Origin of the sequence: Bacillus cereus group sp. BfR-BA-01309 (genome assembly GCF_022664315.1) — a bacterium.
Classification (GTDB): Bacteria; Bacillota; Bacilli; order Bacillales; family Bacillaceae_G; genus Bacillus_A; species Bacillus_A mobilis.
This window is the reverse complement of record NZ_JAKUHE010000004.1, coordinates 43,977-61,053: the sequence shown is the minus strand read 5'-3', so window position 1 is coordinate 61,053 and position 17,077 is coordinate 43,977. Positions and strand designations below refer to the sequence as shown.

The window sequence follows — 17,077 nt, the reverse complement described above, 5'->3', positions numbered from 1 at the left end:
GGGAGGTTTCTGTTTTGGAAAAAAAGGTCGTATTAGTAGATGGTAATAATATCGCGTATCGTGCTTTCTTTGCACTACCGCTTTTAAATAACGACAAAGGTATACATACGAACGCAATTTACGGTTTTACAATGATGTTAATGAGAATATTAGAGGAAGAAAAACCGACGCATATGTTAGTAGCGTTTGATGCGGGTAAAACAACGTTCCGTCATAAAACGTATAGTGATTATAAAGGAGGACGTCAAAAGACTCCACCTGAATTGTCAGAGCAATTCCCGTTTATTCGTGAGATGCTTGATGCATTCAACGTACCGCGTTATGAATTAGAAAATTATGAAGCGGATGACATTATGGGAACGCTAGCGAAAGAAGCGAGTGAACAAGGGTTTCATGTAAAAGTTATTTCAGGAGATAAAGACTTACTGCAACTTGTTTCAGATAATACACTCGTATGTATTCCTCGAAAAGGGATTACGGAAGTAGATGAATATACGAAAGAAGCCTTATTTGAGAAATACAGCTTATCACCAAAGCAAATTATCGATATGAAAGGTTTAATGGGAGACCAATCAGATAATATTCCAGGGGTACCAGGAGTTGGTGAAAAAACTGCGATTAAATTGTTAACACAGTTTGGAACGGTTGAAGAAGTGTATGAAAACATAGAGCAAGTAAGCGGAAAGAAATTAAAAGAAAAACTGGAAGCAAATAAAGACCAAGCTCTTATGAGTAAAGATCTTGCAACGATTATTACAGATGCGCCGATTACAGTACATGTGGATGATATGGAGTATAAAGGGTATGAAGCAAGTGATGTCATTCCAATGTTCGAGAATTTAGGATTTACATCTCTTTTAAATAAATTAGGTGTCACGCCAGAAGAAACGGCTCCAGCTGAATTAGATGATATTACATTTGATATTGTGGAAGAAGTTACAGAAGAAATGCTTCAGCAAGATAGTGCGCTTATTGTTGAAGTGCAAGAAGATAACTATCATAAAGCGGACATTCAAGGTTTTGGTATTCAAAATGAAAATGGCTGTTACTTTATTCAGAAGGACATTGCATTTGCATCGGATGCTTTCAAAGCGTGGCTTGCAGATGGAGAAATGAGAAAGCACACATTTGATGCGAAGCGTGCGATCGTGGCACTTAAATGGAATGATATAGATATGCAAGGGATTGACTTTGATCTATTAATCGCTGCTTATTTACTTGACCCAGCTGATACGGATAAAGATTTCCGTACTGTAGCGAAAATGAAAGAAACGCATGCCGTGAAATCCGATGAAGAAGTTTACGGAAAAGGTGCAAAGCGTGCGGTTCCAGAGCTAGAAGTAGTAGCGGAGCATGTAGCTCGTAAAGTGCACGTATTATATGATGTAAAGCAAACATTCGTAGAAGAGTTACAAAAGAATGAGCAATATGAACTGTTTACAGAGTTAGAATTACCACTTGCGCGTGTATTAGCTGATATGGAAGTAAAAGGTGTAAAAGTTGATACGGAGCGTCTTCGTAATATGGGAGAAGAACTTGCGGGTAGATTAAAGGAAATGGAACAGGAAATTTATAAGCTTGCGGGAACAGAATTTAATATTAATTCACCGAAGCAGCTTGGTGTTATTCTGTTTGAGAACTTAAACTTACCGGTTATTAAAAAGACGAAAACAGGTTATTCTACGTCAGCTGATGTACTAGAAAAGCTTATGGATCGCCATGAAATCATTCCAAACATTTTACATTATCGTCAATTAGGGAAACTAAATTCAACTTATATCGAAGGTTTATTAAAAGTTGTACATGAAGATTCATCTAAAATCCATACTCGTTTCAATCAAGTATTAACACAAACAGGTCGATTAAGTTCAACGGATCCGAACTTGCAAAATATCCCGATTCGATTAGAAGAAGGAAGAAAGATTCGTCAGGCATTCGTTCCATCAGAAGAAGGATGGATTATGTATGCGGCAGATTATTCACAAATTGAACTTCGCGTATTAGCTCATATTGCAAATGATAAAGGGCTAGTGGACGCGTTCCAACATGACATGGATATTCATACGAAAACAGCTATGGATGTATTTGGCGTTGAAAAAGATGAAGTAACTTCAAATATGAGACGACAAGCGAAGGCTGTTAACTTCGGAATTGTGTATGGTATTAGTGATTATGGTCTTTCACAAAACTTAGGAATTACAAGAAAAGCAGCAGCGGAATTTATTGAAAAGTATTTAGAAAGCTTCCCTGGTGTACAAGAATACATGGACGACATCGTAAAAGATGCGAAACAAAAAGGATATGTGGCTACATTATTAAATCGCCGCCGTTATATTCCGGAAATTACGAGTCGTAATTTCAATTTACGTAGTTTTGCTGAGCGTACAGCTATGAATACACCAATTCAAGGTACTGCAGCAGATATCATTAAAAAAGCGATGATTATTATGGCAGATCGTTTAGAAGAAGAAGGATTACAAGCGCGTCTTCTTCTGCAAGTACACGATGAATTGATATTTGAAGCACCACAAGAAGAAATTGAAAAATTAGAGAAGCTTGTACCAGAAGTAATGGAGCATGCGATTGAACTTGCAGTTCCGCTGAAAGTTGATTCTTCTTACGGTCCAACTTGGTACGACGCAAAATAAGGAAGTGATGAGATGCCTGAATTACCAGAGGTTGAAAACGTCAGACGGACACTTGAAAATCTTGTAACAGGAAAAACGATTGAAGATGTCATTGTTACGTATCCGAAAATAGTAAAACGACCGGATGATGCAGAAATCTTTAAAGAAATGCTAAGAGGCGAGAAGATTGAAAATATAAAGCGAAGAGGAAAGTTTTTGCTTTTATATGTAACGAATTATGTTATTGTTTCACACTTGCGTATGGAAGGTAAGTTTTTACTGCATCAAGAGGGTGAACCAATTGATAAGCATACGCACGTCCGTTTCTTATTTACAGATGGAACTGAATTACATTATAAAGATGTGAGAAAGTTTGGTACGATGCATCTCTTTAAGAAAGGTGAAGAGTTGAATCAAATGCCTCTTGCTGACTTAGGTCCGGAGCCGTTTGATGCTGAATTGACACCGCAGTATTTACAAGAAAGATTGCAAAAGACCAATCGTAAAATCAAAGTTGTATTATTAGACCAGCGTCTTTTAGTAGGGCTTGGAAATATATATGTAGATGAAGTTTTATTCCGCTCTCAAATTCATCCGGAACGAGAAGCATCGTCTTTAACAGCAGAAGAAATTGAACGAATTTACGAGGCGACTGTTACAACGCTAGGCGAAGCAGTGAAGCGTGGCGGAAGTACAATTCGAACGTATATCAACTCGCAAGGGCAAATTGGTTCGTTCCAAGAACTTCTAAATGTATACGGAAAAAAGGGAGAACCGTGTGTAACTTGCGGTACCATATTAGAAAAAACAGTTGTTGGCGGAAGAGGAACGCATTACTGCCCAATTTGTCAGCCAAGAATATAGAAAAGAGATAACATCGGATAGGCATTTGTCATATACATACAGCAGAGCTATGTATAAGGGAGGAGCTTACCGATGTACCTTTATTTATCTCTTATTTTATTAGCTTTTACATTAAGCTTAGATAGCTGTAGTGTAGGGCTAACATATGGTTTAAGAAGCGTAAGAATTCCACTAAGATCTATTATAATTATCGGAATGTGTTCAGCGGCTGTTATGCTTGTTTCCATGGGAATTGGACATATGATCGCGAAAGTATTTTCACCTGTTATCGCAACGCGTATCGGTGGGCTTGTTCTTATTGGAATAGGAATTTGGGTATTATACCAATTTTTTCGAAGTGAGAAGAAAGAAGAACCGAAGCAAGAGGAGAAGGTATGGAAATTAGAAATTGCTTCGCTCGGGCTAGTGATTCAAATTTTACGGAAACCGACTGTTGCAGATTTTGATAAATCAGGCACCATTTCTGCAGGAGAAGCGCTACTTCTTGGTATCGCTCTTTCTATAGATTCGTTCGGTGCTGGAATTGGTGCATCTTTATTAGGGTATGCACCTGCTATGATGGCGATGTTAGTTGCGGTTATGAGTTCTTTGTTTTTATTTATTGGAATGAAACTTGGAACGGTTTTATCAAATATGAAATGGTTACAAAAATTTACATTCCTGCCTGGGGTATTACTCATTATTATTGGAATTTGGAAAATGTAAGTATGGGCGTGGAACATTAGTTTCGCGCCTTTTATATTGTGAGGAGGATTATGATGACAGTAGTAATTGGATTAACAGGAGGCATTGCAAGCGGGAAAAGTACGGTATCAGACATGTTTCGTGAACTGAGTATACCAGTTATTGATGCAGATATTATTGCGAGAGAAGTTGTAGAGCGAGGAAAACCAGCATATAACAAAATAGTAGAAGTGTTTGGAACGGAAGTATTACAAGAAGATGGAGAACTGGACCGGCCGAAATTAGGAGGTGTCGTTTTCTATAATGAAGAAAAACGATTGCAGTTAAATAAAATTGTTCATCCTGCAGTGCGTGAGGAAATGAATATGCAAAAGGAAATGTACATAAAGGAAGGCATGCAAGCGGTTGTGTTAGATATTCCTCTTCTGTTTGAAGGGAAATTAACAAGTCTCGTTGATCGTGTTTTAGTTGTAGCAGTTAAGCCACATACGCAATTAGAACGTTTAATGAAACGAAATAATTTTTCAGAAGAAGAAGCAACGGCGCGTATTCAATCTCAAATGCCGTTAGAAGAAAAAGTGAAGAATGCAGATGAAGTGATAAATAATGATGGCACAATTATGGGAACGAAAACACAATTACAGGTGATTTTAAAGAATTGGAACATTATTGACTAAAAAATTGTGAAATTAATGAAAATGCTTAGTGACATATCCCCTTTTTGTGTTATACTATTATTGGGATTGGAGATAAATAGTATAACGCATTCAAGGGGGATAACATATTATGACTCGTGTGGCAATTAATGGATTTGGACGTATTGGGAGAATGGTATTTCGTCAGGCAATAAAAGAAAGCGCATTCGAAATTGTAGCAATCAATGCAAGCTATCCATCTGAAACGTTAGCACATTTAATTAAATATGATACAGTTCACGGTAAGTTTGACGGAACAGTAGAAGCATTTGAAGATCACTTATTAGTTGATGGGAAAATGATTCGCCTTTTAAACAACCGCGATCCAAAGGAATTGCCTTGGACAGATCTAGGTGTTGAAGTTGTAATTGAAGCAACTGGTAAATTTAATTCAAAAGAAAAAGCAATTCTTCATGTTGAAGCTGGAGCGAAAAAAGTTATTTTAACAGCGCCTGGTAAAAATGAAGATGTAACAATTGTAGTTGGTGTGAATGAAGACCAATTAGATATTACAAAACATACTGTTATTTCAAATGCATCTTGCACAACAAACTGTTTAGCGCCTGTTGTTAAGGTGTTAGATGAGCAGTTTGGAATTGAAAACGGTTTAATGACAACTGTTCACGCTTATACAAATGACCAAAAAAATATTGATAACCCACATAAAGATTTAAGAAGAGCGCGTGCTTGCGGACAATCAATTATTCCGACAACGACAGGTGCTGCGAAAGCGCTTGCAAAAGTTCTTCCGCACTTAAACGGAAAACTTCATGGTATGGCACTTCGTGTACCAACACCAAATGTGTCTCTTGTTGACTTAGTAGTAGATGTAAAACGTGATGTGACAGTTGAAGCTATTAATGAAGCATTCAAAACTGTTGCAAACGGTGCATTAAAAGGTATTGTAGAATTCAGCGAAGAGCCTTTAGTATCTATTGACTTCAATACAAATACACACTCAGCTATCATTGATGGTTTATCTACAATGGTAATGGGTGATCGTAAAGTGAAAGTACTTGCTTGGTATGATAACGAGTGGGGCTACTCTCGTCGTGTTGTGGATCTTGTAACGTTAGTTGTTGACGAATTAGCGAAACAAGAAAATGTGCAACATATTTAAGTGAATAAGGGAGGGGGCAATTGAATATTTGCCCTCTTTTTTTTATTTTTTTCTGAAAAGGAAAAAAATTATATAAGTATATTTTTGAAAGTGGACATACCACGAAACGTTGTGATTACTGTATTTGTGAATCATTTATTTTTTTTAGGGAAAAGTAAAGAGGAAAATATGACAGAAAATCGAAAAAACTGTTGTTGCAAAATGAAAATAAACAAAGTATACTAACACTCGTAAACTTAAGAGCTGAGGTACGTAGTCACTACTTAAAGGGTTAGGACCTCTCTGGACTAACTTTCCCCCGTGGTAGTGGAGCAAGCCAAATTGCAAATTAGTTTTCAATTCGAACAGTTAGAATAAATTTACAAGGGGGAACTGTAGAATGGATACTATGGATACGATGGGTCGTCACGTGATCGCTGAACTTTGGGATTGCGATTTCGACAAGCTTAATGACATGCCGTATATTGAACAATTATTTGTGGATGCAGCACTGAGAGCTGGTGCTGAAGTGCGTGAGGTGGCTTTCCATAAATTTGCACCACAAGGTGTAAGTGGAGTAGTAATTATCTCGGAATCACATTTAACAATTCATAGCTTTCCGGAGCACGGTTACGCAAGTATCGATGTTTATACTTGTGGGGATCGTATTGATCCAAATGTTGCTGCAGAATATATTGCAGAAGGTTTAAACGCGAAAACGCGTGAGAGCATCGAGCTTCCTCGAGGCACTGGTAGCTTCGAAATTAAGCAGAGAGAAACAAAAGCTCTTTAAAAAAGAACATAATTGATTTAAAATGTAAAGAGGTGTATAATGCACCTCTTTTTTAGTTTATAAAAAAGGAAAAATATAACGTACTCGTTAGTTAGATAAATTGAGCTCTTATGAATAAGTTAACGCCTCGTCTCCCATCTTATTTTTGAAAACGAGATGATAAAATAATGTGCGTAAACTTAAAGTGGTAAGAGAGTTAGAATGAGTTATATAATATTGTATATATATTGTCAGATGAAGTAAGTAGAGGAAAAATAAAGAGTATAGTGTAAAGGAGTGAATATATTGCGTTGTCCATCCTGTTCTCATAATGGTACAAGAGTGTTAGATTCGCGTCCGGTAGACGAGGGGCGCTCTATTCGAAGAAGGAGAGAGTGTGAAAGTTGTTTAAGTCGCTTTACGACATTTGAAAGAGTAGAAGAGTCACCTCTTATCGTTGTAAAAAAAGAAGGAACACGTGAAGAGTTTAATAAAGAAAAGATTTTACGCGGCTTAATTAAAGCGTGCGAAAAAAGACCAGTATCTTTAAGGCAATTAGAAGAAGTAACTCAAAGTGTGGAACGTGAACTTCGTAATTTAGGTATATCAGAAGTGAAAAGTGATATGATTGGTGAAATTGTTATGGAAGAACTGCGTGATATTGATGATGTTGCTTACGTGCGTTTTGCTTCTGTATATCGCCAATTCAAAGATTTAAATGTATTTATTGAAGAATTAAAAGATATACTGCAAAAAGAAAGAGAGTAGAAGCTGTATTTTATTCTCTTTACATACCGTAAGGAATGAGATAAGAGAGCTAGAAGCGAAAGCTAATAGCTCTTTTTCGCTAAGAAATTATATAATGAAGATAGAACGAATGAAGTAGAGGATAGATTGGATGAGAGAAAGGAAAAGCAAGAATGGAAAAACAGTCATGGATGGAGCTATTGCCAATTGATCGTTATAAAGTAAGTGCGAAAGGGTTACTGCATAATTACGACCGAAAAGTGTTAACGATGTTGTATCAGCCGTTAGTAGGTAGTAGAGCTTTTAGCTTGTACATGACGCTATGGGGAGAGTTAGAGCAAGATCGTGTGTTTGGAAAAGAGAATACACATCATTCCCTTATGGTGACTATGCAAATGCAGCTTCCCGAAATATACGAGGAACGAGTAAAGTTAGAGGCAATTGGACTTTTGAAGGTATATATTAAGAAAGAAAAAGATATTCGAATGTTTATATACGAATTGCAACCACCTTTATCTCCGAAACAGTTTTTTGATGATATTGTGTTAAGTATCTTTTTATACAATCGATTGAGTCGGACAAAATATAATCAAGTAAAGCAATATTTCTTAGAAGAAGAATTTGATTTTGCTTCTTATGAAAATGTTACGCGTTCTTTCAATGATGTGTTTGGTTCGTTTAATCCAGGGCAGCTTGAGCATGCGCAAGAAGATCTTCGTATTCCAAAAACGACAGCTATGCCAAGTAACGAGAAGGGAGACGCTCCAAAAGTTTGGAATGATTTCTTTGATTTCTCCTTATTTGTAGATGGCTTGTCCGCTCTTGTCCCTAAAAAGGCGATTACAGATCAAGTGCGAGAATGTGTCATTACACTTGCTTACGTGTACGATGTAGATGTGTTATCGATGCAAAATATCGTTCTTGGTACGGTGACAGAGATGCAGACAATTGATATCGAAAGGCTTAGAAAAGGAGCACGTGATTGGTATCAGTTCGAAAACGGTCAAGCGTTACCTGTATTAAGTGAAAGAGTACAACCTCACGCTGCACGTATGATGGAAGGGAAAGAGCCTTCTACGCAAGAAGAGATGTTAATAAAACAGTTAGAGGAAATCTCACCAAAACAACTATTGAAAGAAATCTCTGGTGGTGCAGAGGCGACAAAGGCTGACTTGCAGATCGTTGAAGATGTAATGATCAATCAAAAATTAACGCCAGGTGTTGTGAATGTACTTATTTATTACGTTATGCTACGCTCAGATATGAAACTTGCGAAAACGTATGTGGAGAAAATTGCTGGGCATTGGGCACGTAAAAAGGTCGGTACAGTAGCTGAAGCAATGGCGTTAGCGAAAGAAGAAAATCGTCAATATCAAGAATGGGCTGAGACGAAGAAAAAAGGCCGTACGTCGAAGAAAACGATAAGAAAAGAAATGGTACCAGATTGGCTGAAAGAAGAGCCGAAAGAACAAGAGAAAGAAACAGTGAAGAAAGATGTAAGTAAGAAAAAAGATGCAAGTACGTTAGATGATGAACGAAAACGACTAGAAGAAGTGTTAAAAAAATATAAGCGTGATTAATAGAAGAGAATGAACGCTCTTTGAGGTGAGAAAATGGAGCATATTCAAAATTCATTTGCAAAGTTAATGGAAAATAAAAATTTTAAAAATAGATATGAAGTATTAAAGGCGGAAGTAATGGCACATCCGCGTGTGAAAGAATTTATAGACGAACATCAAGGTGAAGTAACAACTTCTATGATTGAGCGCAGCCTTGTGAAGTTATACGAATATATCGGGCAAAGTGTGGGTTGCGCAGATTGTCCGGATCTAGGTTCGTGTAAAAACATGCTGCAAGGATATGAGCCAAAGCTCGTTATCCAAGGGAAGATGATTGATATTCAATACGATCGTTGCATTAGAAAAGTAGCGTATGACGAGAGAAAGAAATATGAAAAACTCGTTCAAAGTGTATATATGCCAACTGACATTTTGCAGGCAACGATGGAAAACTTAGATCCTTCAGATTTAGATGCGCGTATTGATGCAATTGGTGCAGCTAATGAATTTTTAAGTACATATGAACCTGGTAAAAAAGTACAAGGTTTATATTTGTACGGTAAATTTGGTGTAGGGAAAACGTATTTGTTAGGAGCAATGGCGAATGAACTTGCTCAAAAGAAAATAAGTTCGATGCTCGTATACTTCCCTGAATTTCTACGTGAAATTAAAAGTTCAATTCAAGATAATTCGATTGGGGAAAAGATTGATGCGGTGAAACGCGTACAAGTTTTAATGCTAGATGATATCGGAGCAGAAGCGATGTCAAGCTTTGTGCGTGACGATGTACTTGGTGCAATTTTGCAATTCCGTATGTTAGAAAACTTACCGACGTTCTTTACGTCTAACTTTGATTTCAAGGAATTGGAACATCATTTAACGTATACACAGCGTGGTGAAGCAGAACAAATGAAAGCAGCGCGTATTATGGAACGAATTAAATACTTAGCGAAGCCAATTCCAATTGGCGGGAAAAACCGACGTCATAAGTAAAGAGTAAGCTGAAAAGCTTGCTCTTTTTTCGTTTTGAACACTTTTTAGACTAGGTGAATTGTAAAACGAAAAGTTCTTATGGAAAATTCATTGTAGCTTGTATCATTTTTTTCTCCCTCCCTTAATATATATAAAATTAGCAAGCCATATCGAGTGGATTTTCTAACGATAGGAAATGTAATTCTACTAAGAGTGAACTTCACGCGGAACGGACTCTTATAGGATTTGTAACGTATAGATACAATCCTTTAGAGCAGGGATAAAAGGGGGGACAAAAGTGATTGAAATTTGCTTCGAAGAAAAAAATGATGCTATGCATGTATATAGACAACTATTGAAAAGAGCTGAACTGTTATATAAGGAAACGAGTGTGTATTTACAGGAACAAAAAGTGGTGATTCACATACCAGTATGTGAATCGAATTATATTGAAAAGATTTTATTGCCAGTTATGGTATATTTCATTGTGAATGTAAAACAAAATGAGTGGATTTATACAATCTTAAAAGAAAAGTTTTTTTATGAAGAAGAGGAAGAGTGTCATCAAATATTGCATATGGCACAAGAGATTTTAAAGGGAAGAAGAAAAGGGATTGCTCATGAATTAACACGTCATACATTTGAATCATATATTAAAACCTCTTTAAATAACTGGCTTTGTGATCCGCTTTCGTTCTCGTTTTCATCATATGTTCGTTTTCGCCTTCGTACATATAGGGAAATGGTATCTAAGCTTGCTGAAGTGTCGATTGATGAGTATAAGTTGGAACAAGAATATCAAATGTTTATTGAGACGCTAAGGCAACAAGTGCGTAGCCGAAAATCACGTTTGTCCTGTGTGCATCTTATTTTTGATGAAAGTTTTATTTTCTATGATGATAAAGGTAGACGTTTAAAACAGGAGAAATTGGTTCAATATATAGATGAGGAATTATTAAAGCAAAAGGATGTATATATTGATACGAAAGTAATTGCTCCACTTCTTTCTATTTCGCCGAAAAAAATTTATTTATATACGAAAGAACAAGACCATAATATGATTATTACTTTGCGAAATGTATTTCAAGAACGGGTCCAATTACATGGATTACATGAGTTTGAGCGCAATGTGAAAAATTTAAAAAATAAAGGTAACGCCCTTGATTTTCTAAGTTTTTGAGCATATAATTACCTACATAAATGAAATATATTGAAATGTCATGATGAGGACATGAGTAGTTTTCTACGATTTTCAGAGAGGGAAGCCTTAGGGTGTGAGCTTCCTAGTACGGGATTATTACTTACCACCTCTAAACTTTAGCAGTGAACGGTTTTTCTAGTAATTGCTAACGGACAACACCGTTATGTTGAACTTGAGCAATTAACAATAAGGTTAATTGGAACAAGGGTGGAACCACGAATTCAACACTCGTCCCTTTTTACGGGATGAGTGTTTTTTATTTTGAAAAAAAGAGGAGTGACCAGTGATGGCAGATGTAGTTAAAATTACTTTCCCTGATGGAGCTGTGAAGGAGTTTCCAAAAGGCGTAACAACTGAAGAAATCGCAGCTTCTATTAGCCCAGGCTTAAAGAAAAAAGCTGTGGCTGGAAAATTAAACGATGAGATGATCGATCTTGTTACACCAATCGAAGAAGATGGTGCAGTTTCTATTATTACATTAGATTCTGAAGATGGCTTATACATTTTACGCCATTCAACAGCCCACCTTTTAGCACAAGCGTTAAAACGTTTATATAAAGATGCTAAGCTTGAGCTTGGTATTGGTCCAGTAATCGAAAATGGCTTCTACTACGATATTGATATGGAAGAAGCAATTACAGTTGAAGACTTCAAGAAAATCGAAAAAGAAATGCAAAAAATCGTGAACGAAAACTTAGAAATCGTTCGTCATGAAGTACCACGTGCAGAAGCACTTCGTCGCTTTGAAGAAATCGGCGATGAGTTAAAATTAGATTTAATTAACGATCTTCCAGAAGATGCGGTTATTTCAATCTATGAGCAAGGCGAATTCTTCGACCTTTGCCGTGGTGTTCACCTTCCATCTACAGGGAAAATTAAAGTATTTAAATTATTAAGCGTTGCAGGTGCTTACTGGCGCGGCGACAGCAATAATAAAATGTTACAACGTATTTACGGTACTGCATTCGTTAAGAAAGCAGAATTAGATGAGCACTTACGTATGCTTGAAGAAGCGAAAGAGCGCGATCACCGTAAATTAGGTAAAGAGTTAAAACTATTTACTAATAGCCAAAAAGTAGGACAAGGTTTACCACTTTGGTTACCAAAAGGTGCAACTATCCGCCGCATTATCGAGCGTTATATCGTTGATAAAGAAGCAAGCTTAGGCTATGATCACGTATACACTCCAGTACTAGGAAGCAGAGAGCTTTATGAAACTTCTGGTCACTGGAATCACTACCGTGATGGTATGTTCCCATCAATGGAAATGGATAATGAAGAGTTAGTTCTTCGTCCAATGAACTGCCCTCACCACATGATGGTTTATAAAAATGATATTCACAGCTACCGTGAATTACCAATCCGTATTGCGGAACTTGGAACAATGCACCGCTATGAAATGTCAGGTGCGCTATCTGGATTACAACGTGTACGCGGAATGACTTTAAACGATGCGCACATTTTCGTTCGCCCAGATCAAATTAAAGAAGAGTTAAAACGTGTTGTAAACTTAACTCTAGAAGTGTACAAAGATTTCGGTTTAGAGAACTATTCATTCCGCCTATCTTATCGTGATCCAGCTGATACTAAAAAGTACTATGCTGATGATGAGATGTGGGAAAAAGCACAAGGTATGTTAAAAGAAGCTATGGATGAAATGGGTCTTGATTACTATGAAGCTGAAGGTGAAGCGGCATTCTACGGTCCAAAACTTGACGTTCAAGTTCGTACTGCTCTTGGAAAAGACGAAACACTTTCAACTGTACAATTAGACTTCTTACTTCCGGAACGCTTTGAATTAGCTTACGTTGGTGAAGACGGTAAACAACATCGTCCAGTTGTAATTCACCGTGGTGTTGTATCAACTATGGAACGTTTCGTAGCCTTCTTAATTGAAGAATACAAAGGTGCATTCCCAACTTGGTTAGCTCCAGTTCAAGCGCAAGTAATTCCAGTTTCTCCGCAAGTACATTTAGACTATGCGAAGAAAGTACAAGATGAGCTACGTCGTGCTGGTATCCGTGTTGAATTAGATACTCGTGAAGAGAAGATCGGTTACAAAATCCGTGAAGCACAAATGCAAAAAATTCCGTACATGCTTGTAGTAGGTGACAATGAAGTAACTGAAAACGGTGTAAACGTACGTAAATACGGTGAACAAAAATCAGAAACAATCGCATTAGATGCTTTTGTTGATATGATTAAAGTAGAAGGAAAACGATAAGACAGAGCCGCGGTATACCGCGGCTTTCGTATGTATTATAAAAAAGAAAAACTAGAAAAAATAACCAAACCATACTTATCATAAAAAAGTATTGCAAGTATGTTAGTTGTTTGTTACAATATTTCTTGTTGTTAGTAAAACACATCGCGTCTTCTTGACAGACGTCATGTCCTATGATAAACTCATCAAGGATAATAGAATATTGTTTTGTGGAACAAGTAGAAGCACCCGCTTCTCACCTGATGGACGCATTCGCAGTTTACAGGTAAATGTATTTCTTACTTAAGAATTTACAAGTGTGGGTGTCGTATGCCCGCACTTTTTTTGTCGGGTTCTATGACTACAAAATATGTTCTGAGAAAACCTTGGAGGTGGCTTACTATTAGCAAGGATATGATGATTAACGAGCAAATTCGTGCACGTGAAGTACGTTTAGTTGGTGCCAATGGCGATCAACTTGGAATCAAGTCTCGTAATGACGCTTTAGACTTAGCTGCAAATCTTAATCTTGATTTAGTATTAGTTGCTCCAAATGCGAAACCGCCAGTATGCCGCATTATGGACTACGGTAAATTCCGCTTTGAGCAACAGAAGAAAGAAAAAGAACAGCGCAAAAATCAAAAAGTAATTAGCATGAAAGAAGTTCGTTTAAGTCCAACAATTGATGAACACGACTTTAACACAAAACTTCGTAATGCTATCAAGTTTTTAGAGAAAGGCGACAAGGTTAAAGCGTCAATTCGCTTTAAAGGACGTGCCATTACTCATAAAGAAATCGGTCAACGTGTTTTAGATCGCTTCTCAGAAGCTTGTGCTGAAGTTAGTACAATTGAATCTAAGCCTAAAATGGAAGGACGTAGTATGTTCTTAGTTTTAGCACCGAAAAACGATAAGTAATAGATAGAGGAGGAAATACCTATGCCTAAACAAAAAACTCATCGCGGCTCTGCAAAGCGTTTCAAAAAGACTGGATCAGGTAAACTGAAACGTTCTCACGCTTACACAAGCCATTTATTCGCTAACAAATCTACAAAAGCTAAACGTAAACTACGTAAAGCTGGTGTAGTAAGCGCTGGTGACTTCAAACGCATTCGTCAAATGCTTGACAACTTAAAATAAGTTCGGCTGATATATAGAACAATTAGGAGGTAATATTATGCCAAGAGTAAAAGGTGGTACAGTTACTCGTCAACGTCGTAAAAAAGTTATAAAATTAGCAAAAGGTTACTACGGTTCTAAGAGTACATTATTCAAGGTTGCTAACCAACAGGTTATGAAATCTCTAATGTATGCATTCCGTGACCGTCGTCAAAAGAAACGTGACTTCCGTAAATTATGGATTACACGTATCAACGCAGCAGCTCGTATGAATGGTCTTTCTTACAGCCGCTTAATGCACGGTCTTAAAAATGCTGGCATCGAAGTTAACCGCAAGATGCTTGCTGACTTAGCTGTTCATGACGAAAAAGCTTTCGCTGAATTAGCAACAGTTGCAAAAAACAACATTAACTAATTAATTAGTTGAAACCTTAGAAGATTTTTCTTCTAAGGTTTTTTTATTTGTATGCAAAGAGAAGTATGTCGTTATCGATATGACAAAATCAATATAAAAGCTATAGCGATATAGAAGAATATATATATGAAGCCAGGAGAATTCTCCTGGCTTTTTTCAATTATCTCCCTTTGGAAAGAAGAGTATCTTTCCTACCTGAAACGACACTGCTATAATGGAAAGATGATATGGAACTTTCATCAGATAAAATAAAATTTTTTATCAGTGGACAATCCCCGGATAATGATTAACTATCACCAATCGGAGTGAACAATCTAATCGTGATGATTGAAACGTATTTGTAAATTAAGGACAAGCTATTTTGTAAAGAGATAAATGGCTGACTTATTAATAAGAAACGAAAAATAATAATGAACTTTGAGATGAAACAACATTGTTGCGTAAAATGCGATGTTGGAGGAGGACAATAGAATGGACTTACTACAACTATTTAAATTACAAAAAGAATTAGATGACCGTATTGTGAAAGAGCATGATTTACAACCGAAAAAGTTGTTAAAAGAAAAAATGTTAGCTCTTCTTGTGGAAATTGGAGAACTTGCAAATGAAACACGTTGTTTTAAATATTGGAGCAACAAACCAGCGTCAGAACGTGAAGTAATATTAGAAGAATACGTAGATGGTTTGCATTTTATTTTATCAATCGGAATTGATTTAGGTATTGATAAAAACTTCCTATTCTATAAGTGTGCACAAACGAATAAAACACAAGTAGAAATTTTCTTAGACACATATGCGAAGGTGATTCGCTTTACAGATCAACCATCTATTACGAACTATATTGAATTATTTACAAGCTACCTTCGACTTGGACAAGCGCTAGAGTTTGAACAAGAAGAGATTGAAAAGGCATATTTAGATAAAAACGAAGTAAATCATGAGCGTCAAACACAAGGATACTAATTTAATTTTTGAATATTTCAATTTCCTTTTGTATAATGAAGTGACTGAAGAAAAAGGAGGGTGTTGGCAATGACAAAATTAGACGCGACATTGACAATGCTAAAAGAATTAACAGATGCACGTGGTATTGCGGGTAACGAGCGTGAACCACGCGAAGTAATGAAGAAATATATTGAGCCGTTTGCGGACGAACTTTCTACTGATAATTTAGGAAGCTTAGTTGCGAAAAAAGTAGGGGAAGAAAACGGCCCGAAAATTATGGTTGCAGGTCATTTAGATGAAGTTGGCTTTATGATTACGCAAATTGATGACAAAGGCTTCCTTCGTTTCCAAACAGTTGGTGGCTGGTGGTCACAAGTTATGCTTGCACAGCGTGTGACAATTGTAACGCGTAAAGGAGATGTAACAGGTGTAATTGGTTCAAAACCACCGCACATCTTACCTCCAGAAGCGCGTAAAAAACCAGTAGATATTAAAGACATGTTCATCGATATTGGTGCTTCTAGCCAAGAAGAGGCAATGGAGTGGGGCGTACGACCAGGAGATCAAGTTGTACCTTACTTTGAATTCCAAGTGATGAAGAATGAAAAAATGTTACTTGCAAAAGCATGGGATAACCGAATTGGTTGTGCAATTGCAATTGACGTATTAAAACAATTAAAAGATGAAAAGCATCCAAACGTTGTATATGGCGTAGGGACTGTACAAGAAGAAGTCGGTCTTCGTGGTGCGAAAACATCTGCAAACTATATTAAACCAGATATCGCGTTCGCAGTAGATGTTGGTATCGCTGGTGACACGCCTGGTGTAACGGCAAAAGAAGCGCAAAGTAAAATGGGTGATGGACCACAGATTATTTTATATGATGCGTCTGTTATTGGTCATACTGGTTTACGTGACTTTGTAGTTGATGTTGCTGACGAATTAGAAATTCCGTATCAATATGATTCAGTAGCGGGCGGTGGAACGGATGCAGGTGCAATTCACATTGCTGTAAATGGTATTCCGTCTATGGCAATTACGATTGCAACGCGCTACATTCATTCTCATGCGGCAATGTTACACCGTGATGACTATGAAAATGCAGTGAAGTTAATTGTAGAAGTTATTAAACGTCTTGATAAAGAGGCTGTACATAACATTACATTTAATTAATA

Annotated in this window: 16 protein-coding genes and 2 other annotated features; all 16 genes read left to right on the top strand. The window is 37.0% G+C overall.

Features of this window, described 5'->3' with window-relative positions:
* Positions 1–14 precede the first annotated feature (14 nt).
* The 16 genes from polA to MR115_RS09275 all read left to right on the top strand — a co-directional run bounded on the left by polA (position 15) and on the right by MR115_RS09275 (position 17,075).
* On the top strand, positions 15–2,648 hold the full coding sequence (gene polA / locus MR115_RS09350) for a DNA polymerase I (protein ID WP_142331671.1): 2,634 nt from the start codon (positions 15–17) through the stop codon (positions 2,646–2,648).
* Positions 2,649–2,660: 12 nt separating this feature from the next.
* Complete coding sequence (mutM, locus tag MR115_RS09345; protein ID WP_061677047.1) at positions 2,661–3,491, top strand: DNA-formamidopyrimidine glycosylase; 831 nt, start codon at positions 2,661–2,663, stop codon at positions 3,489–3,491.
* Between the two features lie 72 nt (positions 3,492–3,563).
* Entirely contained in the window at positions 3,564–4,196 is a 633-nt protein-coding gene (gene ytaF / locus MR115_RS09340; RefSeq protein WP_061677048.1) for a sporulation membrane protein YtaF, read from the top strand.
* 53 nt (positions 4,197–4,249) lie between these two features.
* Positions 4,250–4,852 carry a dephospho-CoA kinase gene (gene coaE, locus MR115_RS09335; protein ID WP_097818349.1) on the top strand — a complete coding sequence of 201 codons (603 nt, stop codon included), beginning with the start codon at positions 4,250–4,252 and terminating at the stop codon, positions 4,850–4,852.
* A gap of 109 nt (positions 4,853–4,961) precedes the next feature.
* Positions 4,962–5,990 (top strand): glyceraldehyde-3-phosphate dehydrogenase, encoded by a 1,029-nt coding sequence (locus tag MR115_RS09330; protein ID WP_061677050.1) that lies wholly within the window; start codon positions 4,962–4,964, stop codon positions 5,988–5,990.
* A 388-nt stretch (positions 5,991–6,378) separates the two neighbouring features.
* Positions 6,379–6,762, top strand: coding sequence for an adenosylmethionine decarboxylase (speD, locus tag MR115_RS09325; RefSeq protein WP_002003660.1), 384 nt, complete (start codon positions 6,379–6,381; stop codon positions 6,760–6,762).
* Positions 6,763–7,047: 285 nt separating this feature from the next.
* A complete protein-coding gene (gene nrdR / locus MR115_RS09320) occupies positions 7,048–7,509 on the top strand; it encodes a transcriptional regulator NrdR (RefSeq protein ID WP_001203687.1) in 462 nt (153 codons plus the stop codon).
* A gap of 152 nt (positions 7,510–7,661) precedes the next feature.
* Entirely contained in the window at positions 7,662–9,068 is a 1,407-nt protein-coding gene (locus MR115_RS09315) for a replication initiation and membrane attachment family protein (protein ID WP_097818348.1), read from the top strand.
* A gap of 33 nt (positions 9,069–9,101) precedes the next feature.
* Positions 9,102–10,040 carry a primosomal protein DnaI gene (dnaI, locus tag MR115_RS09310; protein WP_097818347.1) on the top strand — a complete coding sequence of 313 codons (939 nt, stop codon included), beginning with the start codon at positions 9,102–9,104 and terminating at the stop codon, positions 10,038–10,040.
* 277 nt (positions 10,041–10,317) lie between these two features.
* On the top strand, positions 10,318–11,199 hold the full coding sequence (gene ytxC, locus MR115_RS09305; protein WP_097865043.1) for a putative sporulation protein YtxC: 882 nt from the start codon (positions 10,318–10,320) through the stop codon (positions 11,197–11,199).
* A 31-nt stretch (positions 11,200–11,230) separates the two neighbouring features.
* Positions 11,231–11,459, top strand: a binding site (T-box leader).
* Positions 11,460–11,506: 47 nt separating this feature from the next.
* Positions 11,507–13,444: a threonine--tRNA ligase gene (thrS, locus tag MR115_RS09300; RefSeq protein ID WP_000786073.1), complete on the top strand. Its 1,938-nt coding sequence runs from the start codon at positions 11,507–11,509 to the stop codon at positions 13,442–13,444.
* 210 nt (positions 13,445–13,654) lie between these two features.
* Positions 13,655–13,775: a sequence feature (ribosomal protein L20 leader region), on the top strand.
* 62 nt (positions 13,776–13,837) lie between these two features.
* Positions 13,838–14,341 (top strand): translation initiation factor IF-3, encoded by a 504-nt coding sequence (gene infC, locus MR115_RS09295; protein WP_000973214.1) that lies wholly within the window; start codon positions 13,838–13,840, stop codon positions 14,339–14,341.
* Between the two features lie 21 nt (positions 14,342–14,362).
* Positions 14,363–14,563, top strand: coding sequence for a 50S ribosomal protein L35 (rpmI, locus tag MR115_RS09290; RefSeq protein ID WP_001125946.1), 201 nt, complete (start codon positions 14,363–14,365; stop codon positions 14,561–14,563).
* Positions 14,564–14,600: 37 nt separating this feature from the next.
* Complete coding sequence (rplT, locus tag MR115_RS09285) at positions 14,601–14,957, top strand: 50S ribosomal protein L20 (protein WP_001138364.1); 357 nt, start codon at positions 14,601–14,603, stop codon at positions 14,955–14,957.
* 471 nt (positions 14,958–15,428) lie between these two features.
* Positions 15,429–15,920: a dUTP diphosphatase gene (locus MR115_RS09280; protein ID WP_000365056.1), complete on the top strand. Its 492-nt coding sequence runs from the start codon at positions 15,429–15,431 to the stop codon at positions 15,918–15,920.
* Positions 15,921–15,989: 69 nt separating this feature from the next.
* A complete protein-coding gene (locus MR115_RS09275) occupies positions 15,990–17,075 on the top strand; it encodes a M42 family metallopeptidase (RefSeq protein WP_000163547.1) in 1,086 nt (361 codons plus the stop codon).
* Positions 17,076–17,077 lie beyond the last annotated feature (2 nt).

Excerpts from the sequence above, each read along its gene's own strand:
- rpmI (WP_001125946.1), top strand. The coding sequence starts at position 14,363 with ATGCCTAAACAAAAAACTCATCGCGGCTCTGCAAAGCGTTTCAAAAAG.
- MR115_RS09280 (WP_000365056.1), top strand. The coding sequence starts at position 15,429 with ATGGACTTACTACAACTATTTAAATTACAAAAAGAATTAGATGACCGT.
- rplT (WP_001138364.1), top strand. The coding sequence starts at position 14,601 with ATGCCAAGAGTAAAAGGTGGTACAGTTACTCGTCAACGTCGTAAAAAA.
- coaE (WP_097818349.1), top strand. The coding sequence starts at position 4,250 with ATGACAGTAGTAATTGGATTAACAGGAGGCATTGCAAGCGGGAAAAGT.
- MR115_RS09275 (WP_000163547.1), top strand. The coding sequence starts at position 15,990 with ATGACAAAATTAGACGCGACATTGACAATGCTAAAAGAATTAACAGAT.
- mutM (WP_061677047.1), top strand. The coding sequence starts at position 2,661 with ATGCCTGAATTACCAGAGGTTGAAAACGTCAGACGGACACTTGAAAAT.
- infC (WP_000973214.1), top strand. The coding sequence starts at position 13,838 with ATGATGATTAACGAGCAAATTCGTGCACGTGAAGTACGTTTAGTTGGT.
- MR115_RS09330 (WP_061677050.1), top strand. The coding sequence starts at position 4,962 with ATGACTCGTGTGGCAATTAATGGATTTGGACGTATTGGGAGAATGGTA.
- thrS (WP_000786073.1), top strand. The coding sequence starts at position 11,507 with ATGGCAGATGTAGTTAAAATTACTTTCCCTGATGGAGCTGTGAAGGAG.
- dnaI (WP_097818347.1), top strand. The coding sequence starts at position 9,102 with ATGGAGCATATTCAAAATTCATTTGCAAAGTTAATGGAAAATAAAAAT.
- speD (WP_002003660.1), top strand. The coding sequence starts at position 6,379 with ATGGATACGATGGGTCGTCACGTGATCGCTGAACTTTGGGATTGCGAT.
- MR115_RS09315 (WP_097818348.1), top strand. The coding sequence starts at position 7,662 with ATGGAAAAACAGTCATGGATGGAGCTATTGCCAATTGATCGTTATAAA.
- ytaF (WP_061677048.1), top strand. The coding sequence starts at position 3,564 with ATGTACCTTTATTTATCTCTTATTTTATTAGCTTTTACATTAAGCTTA.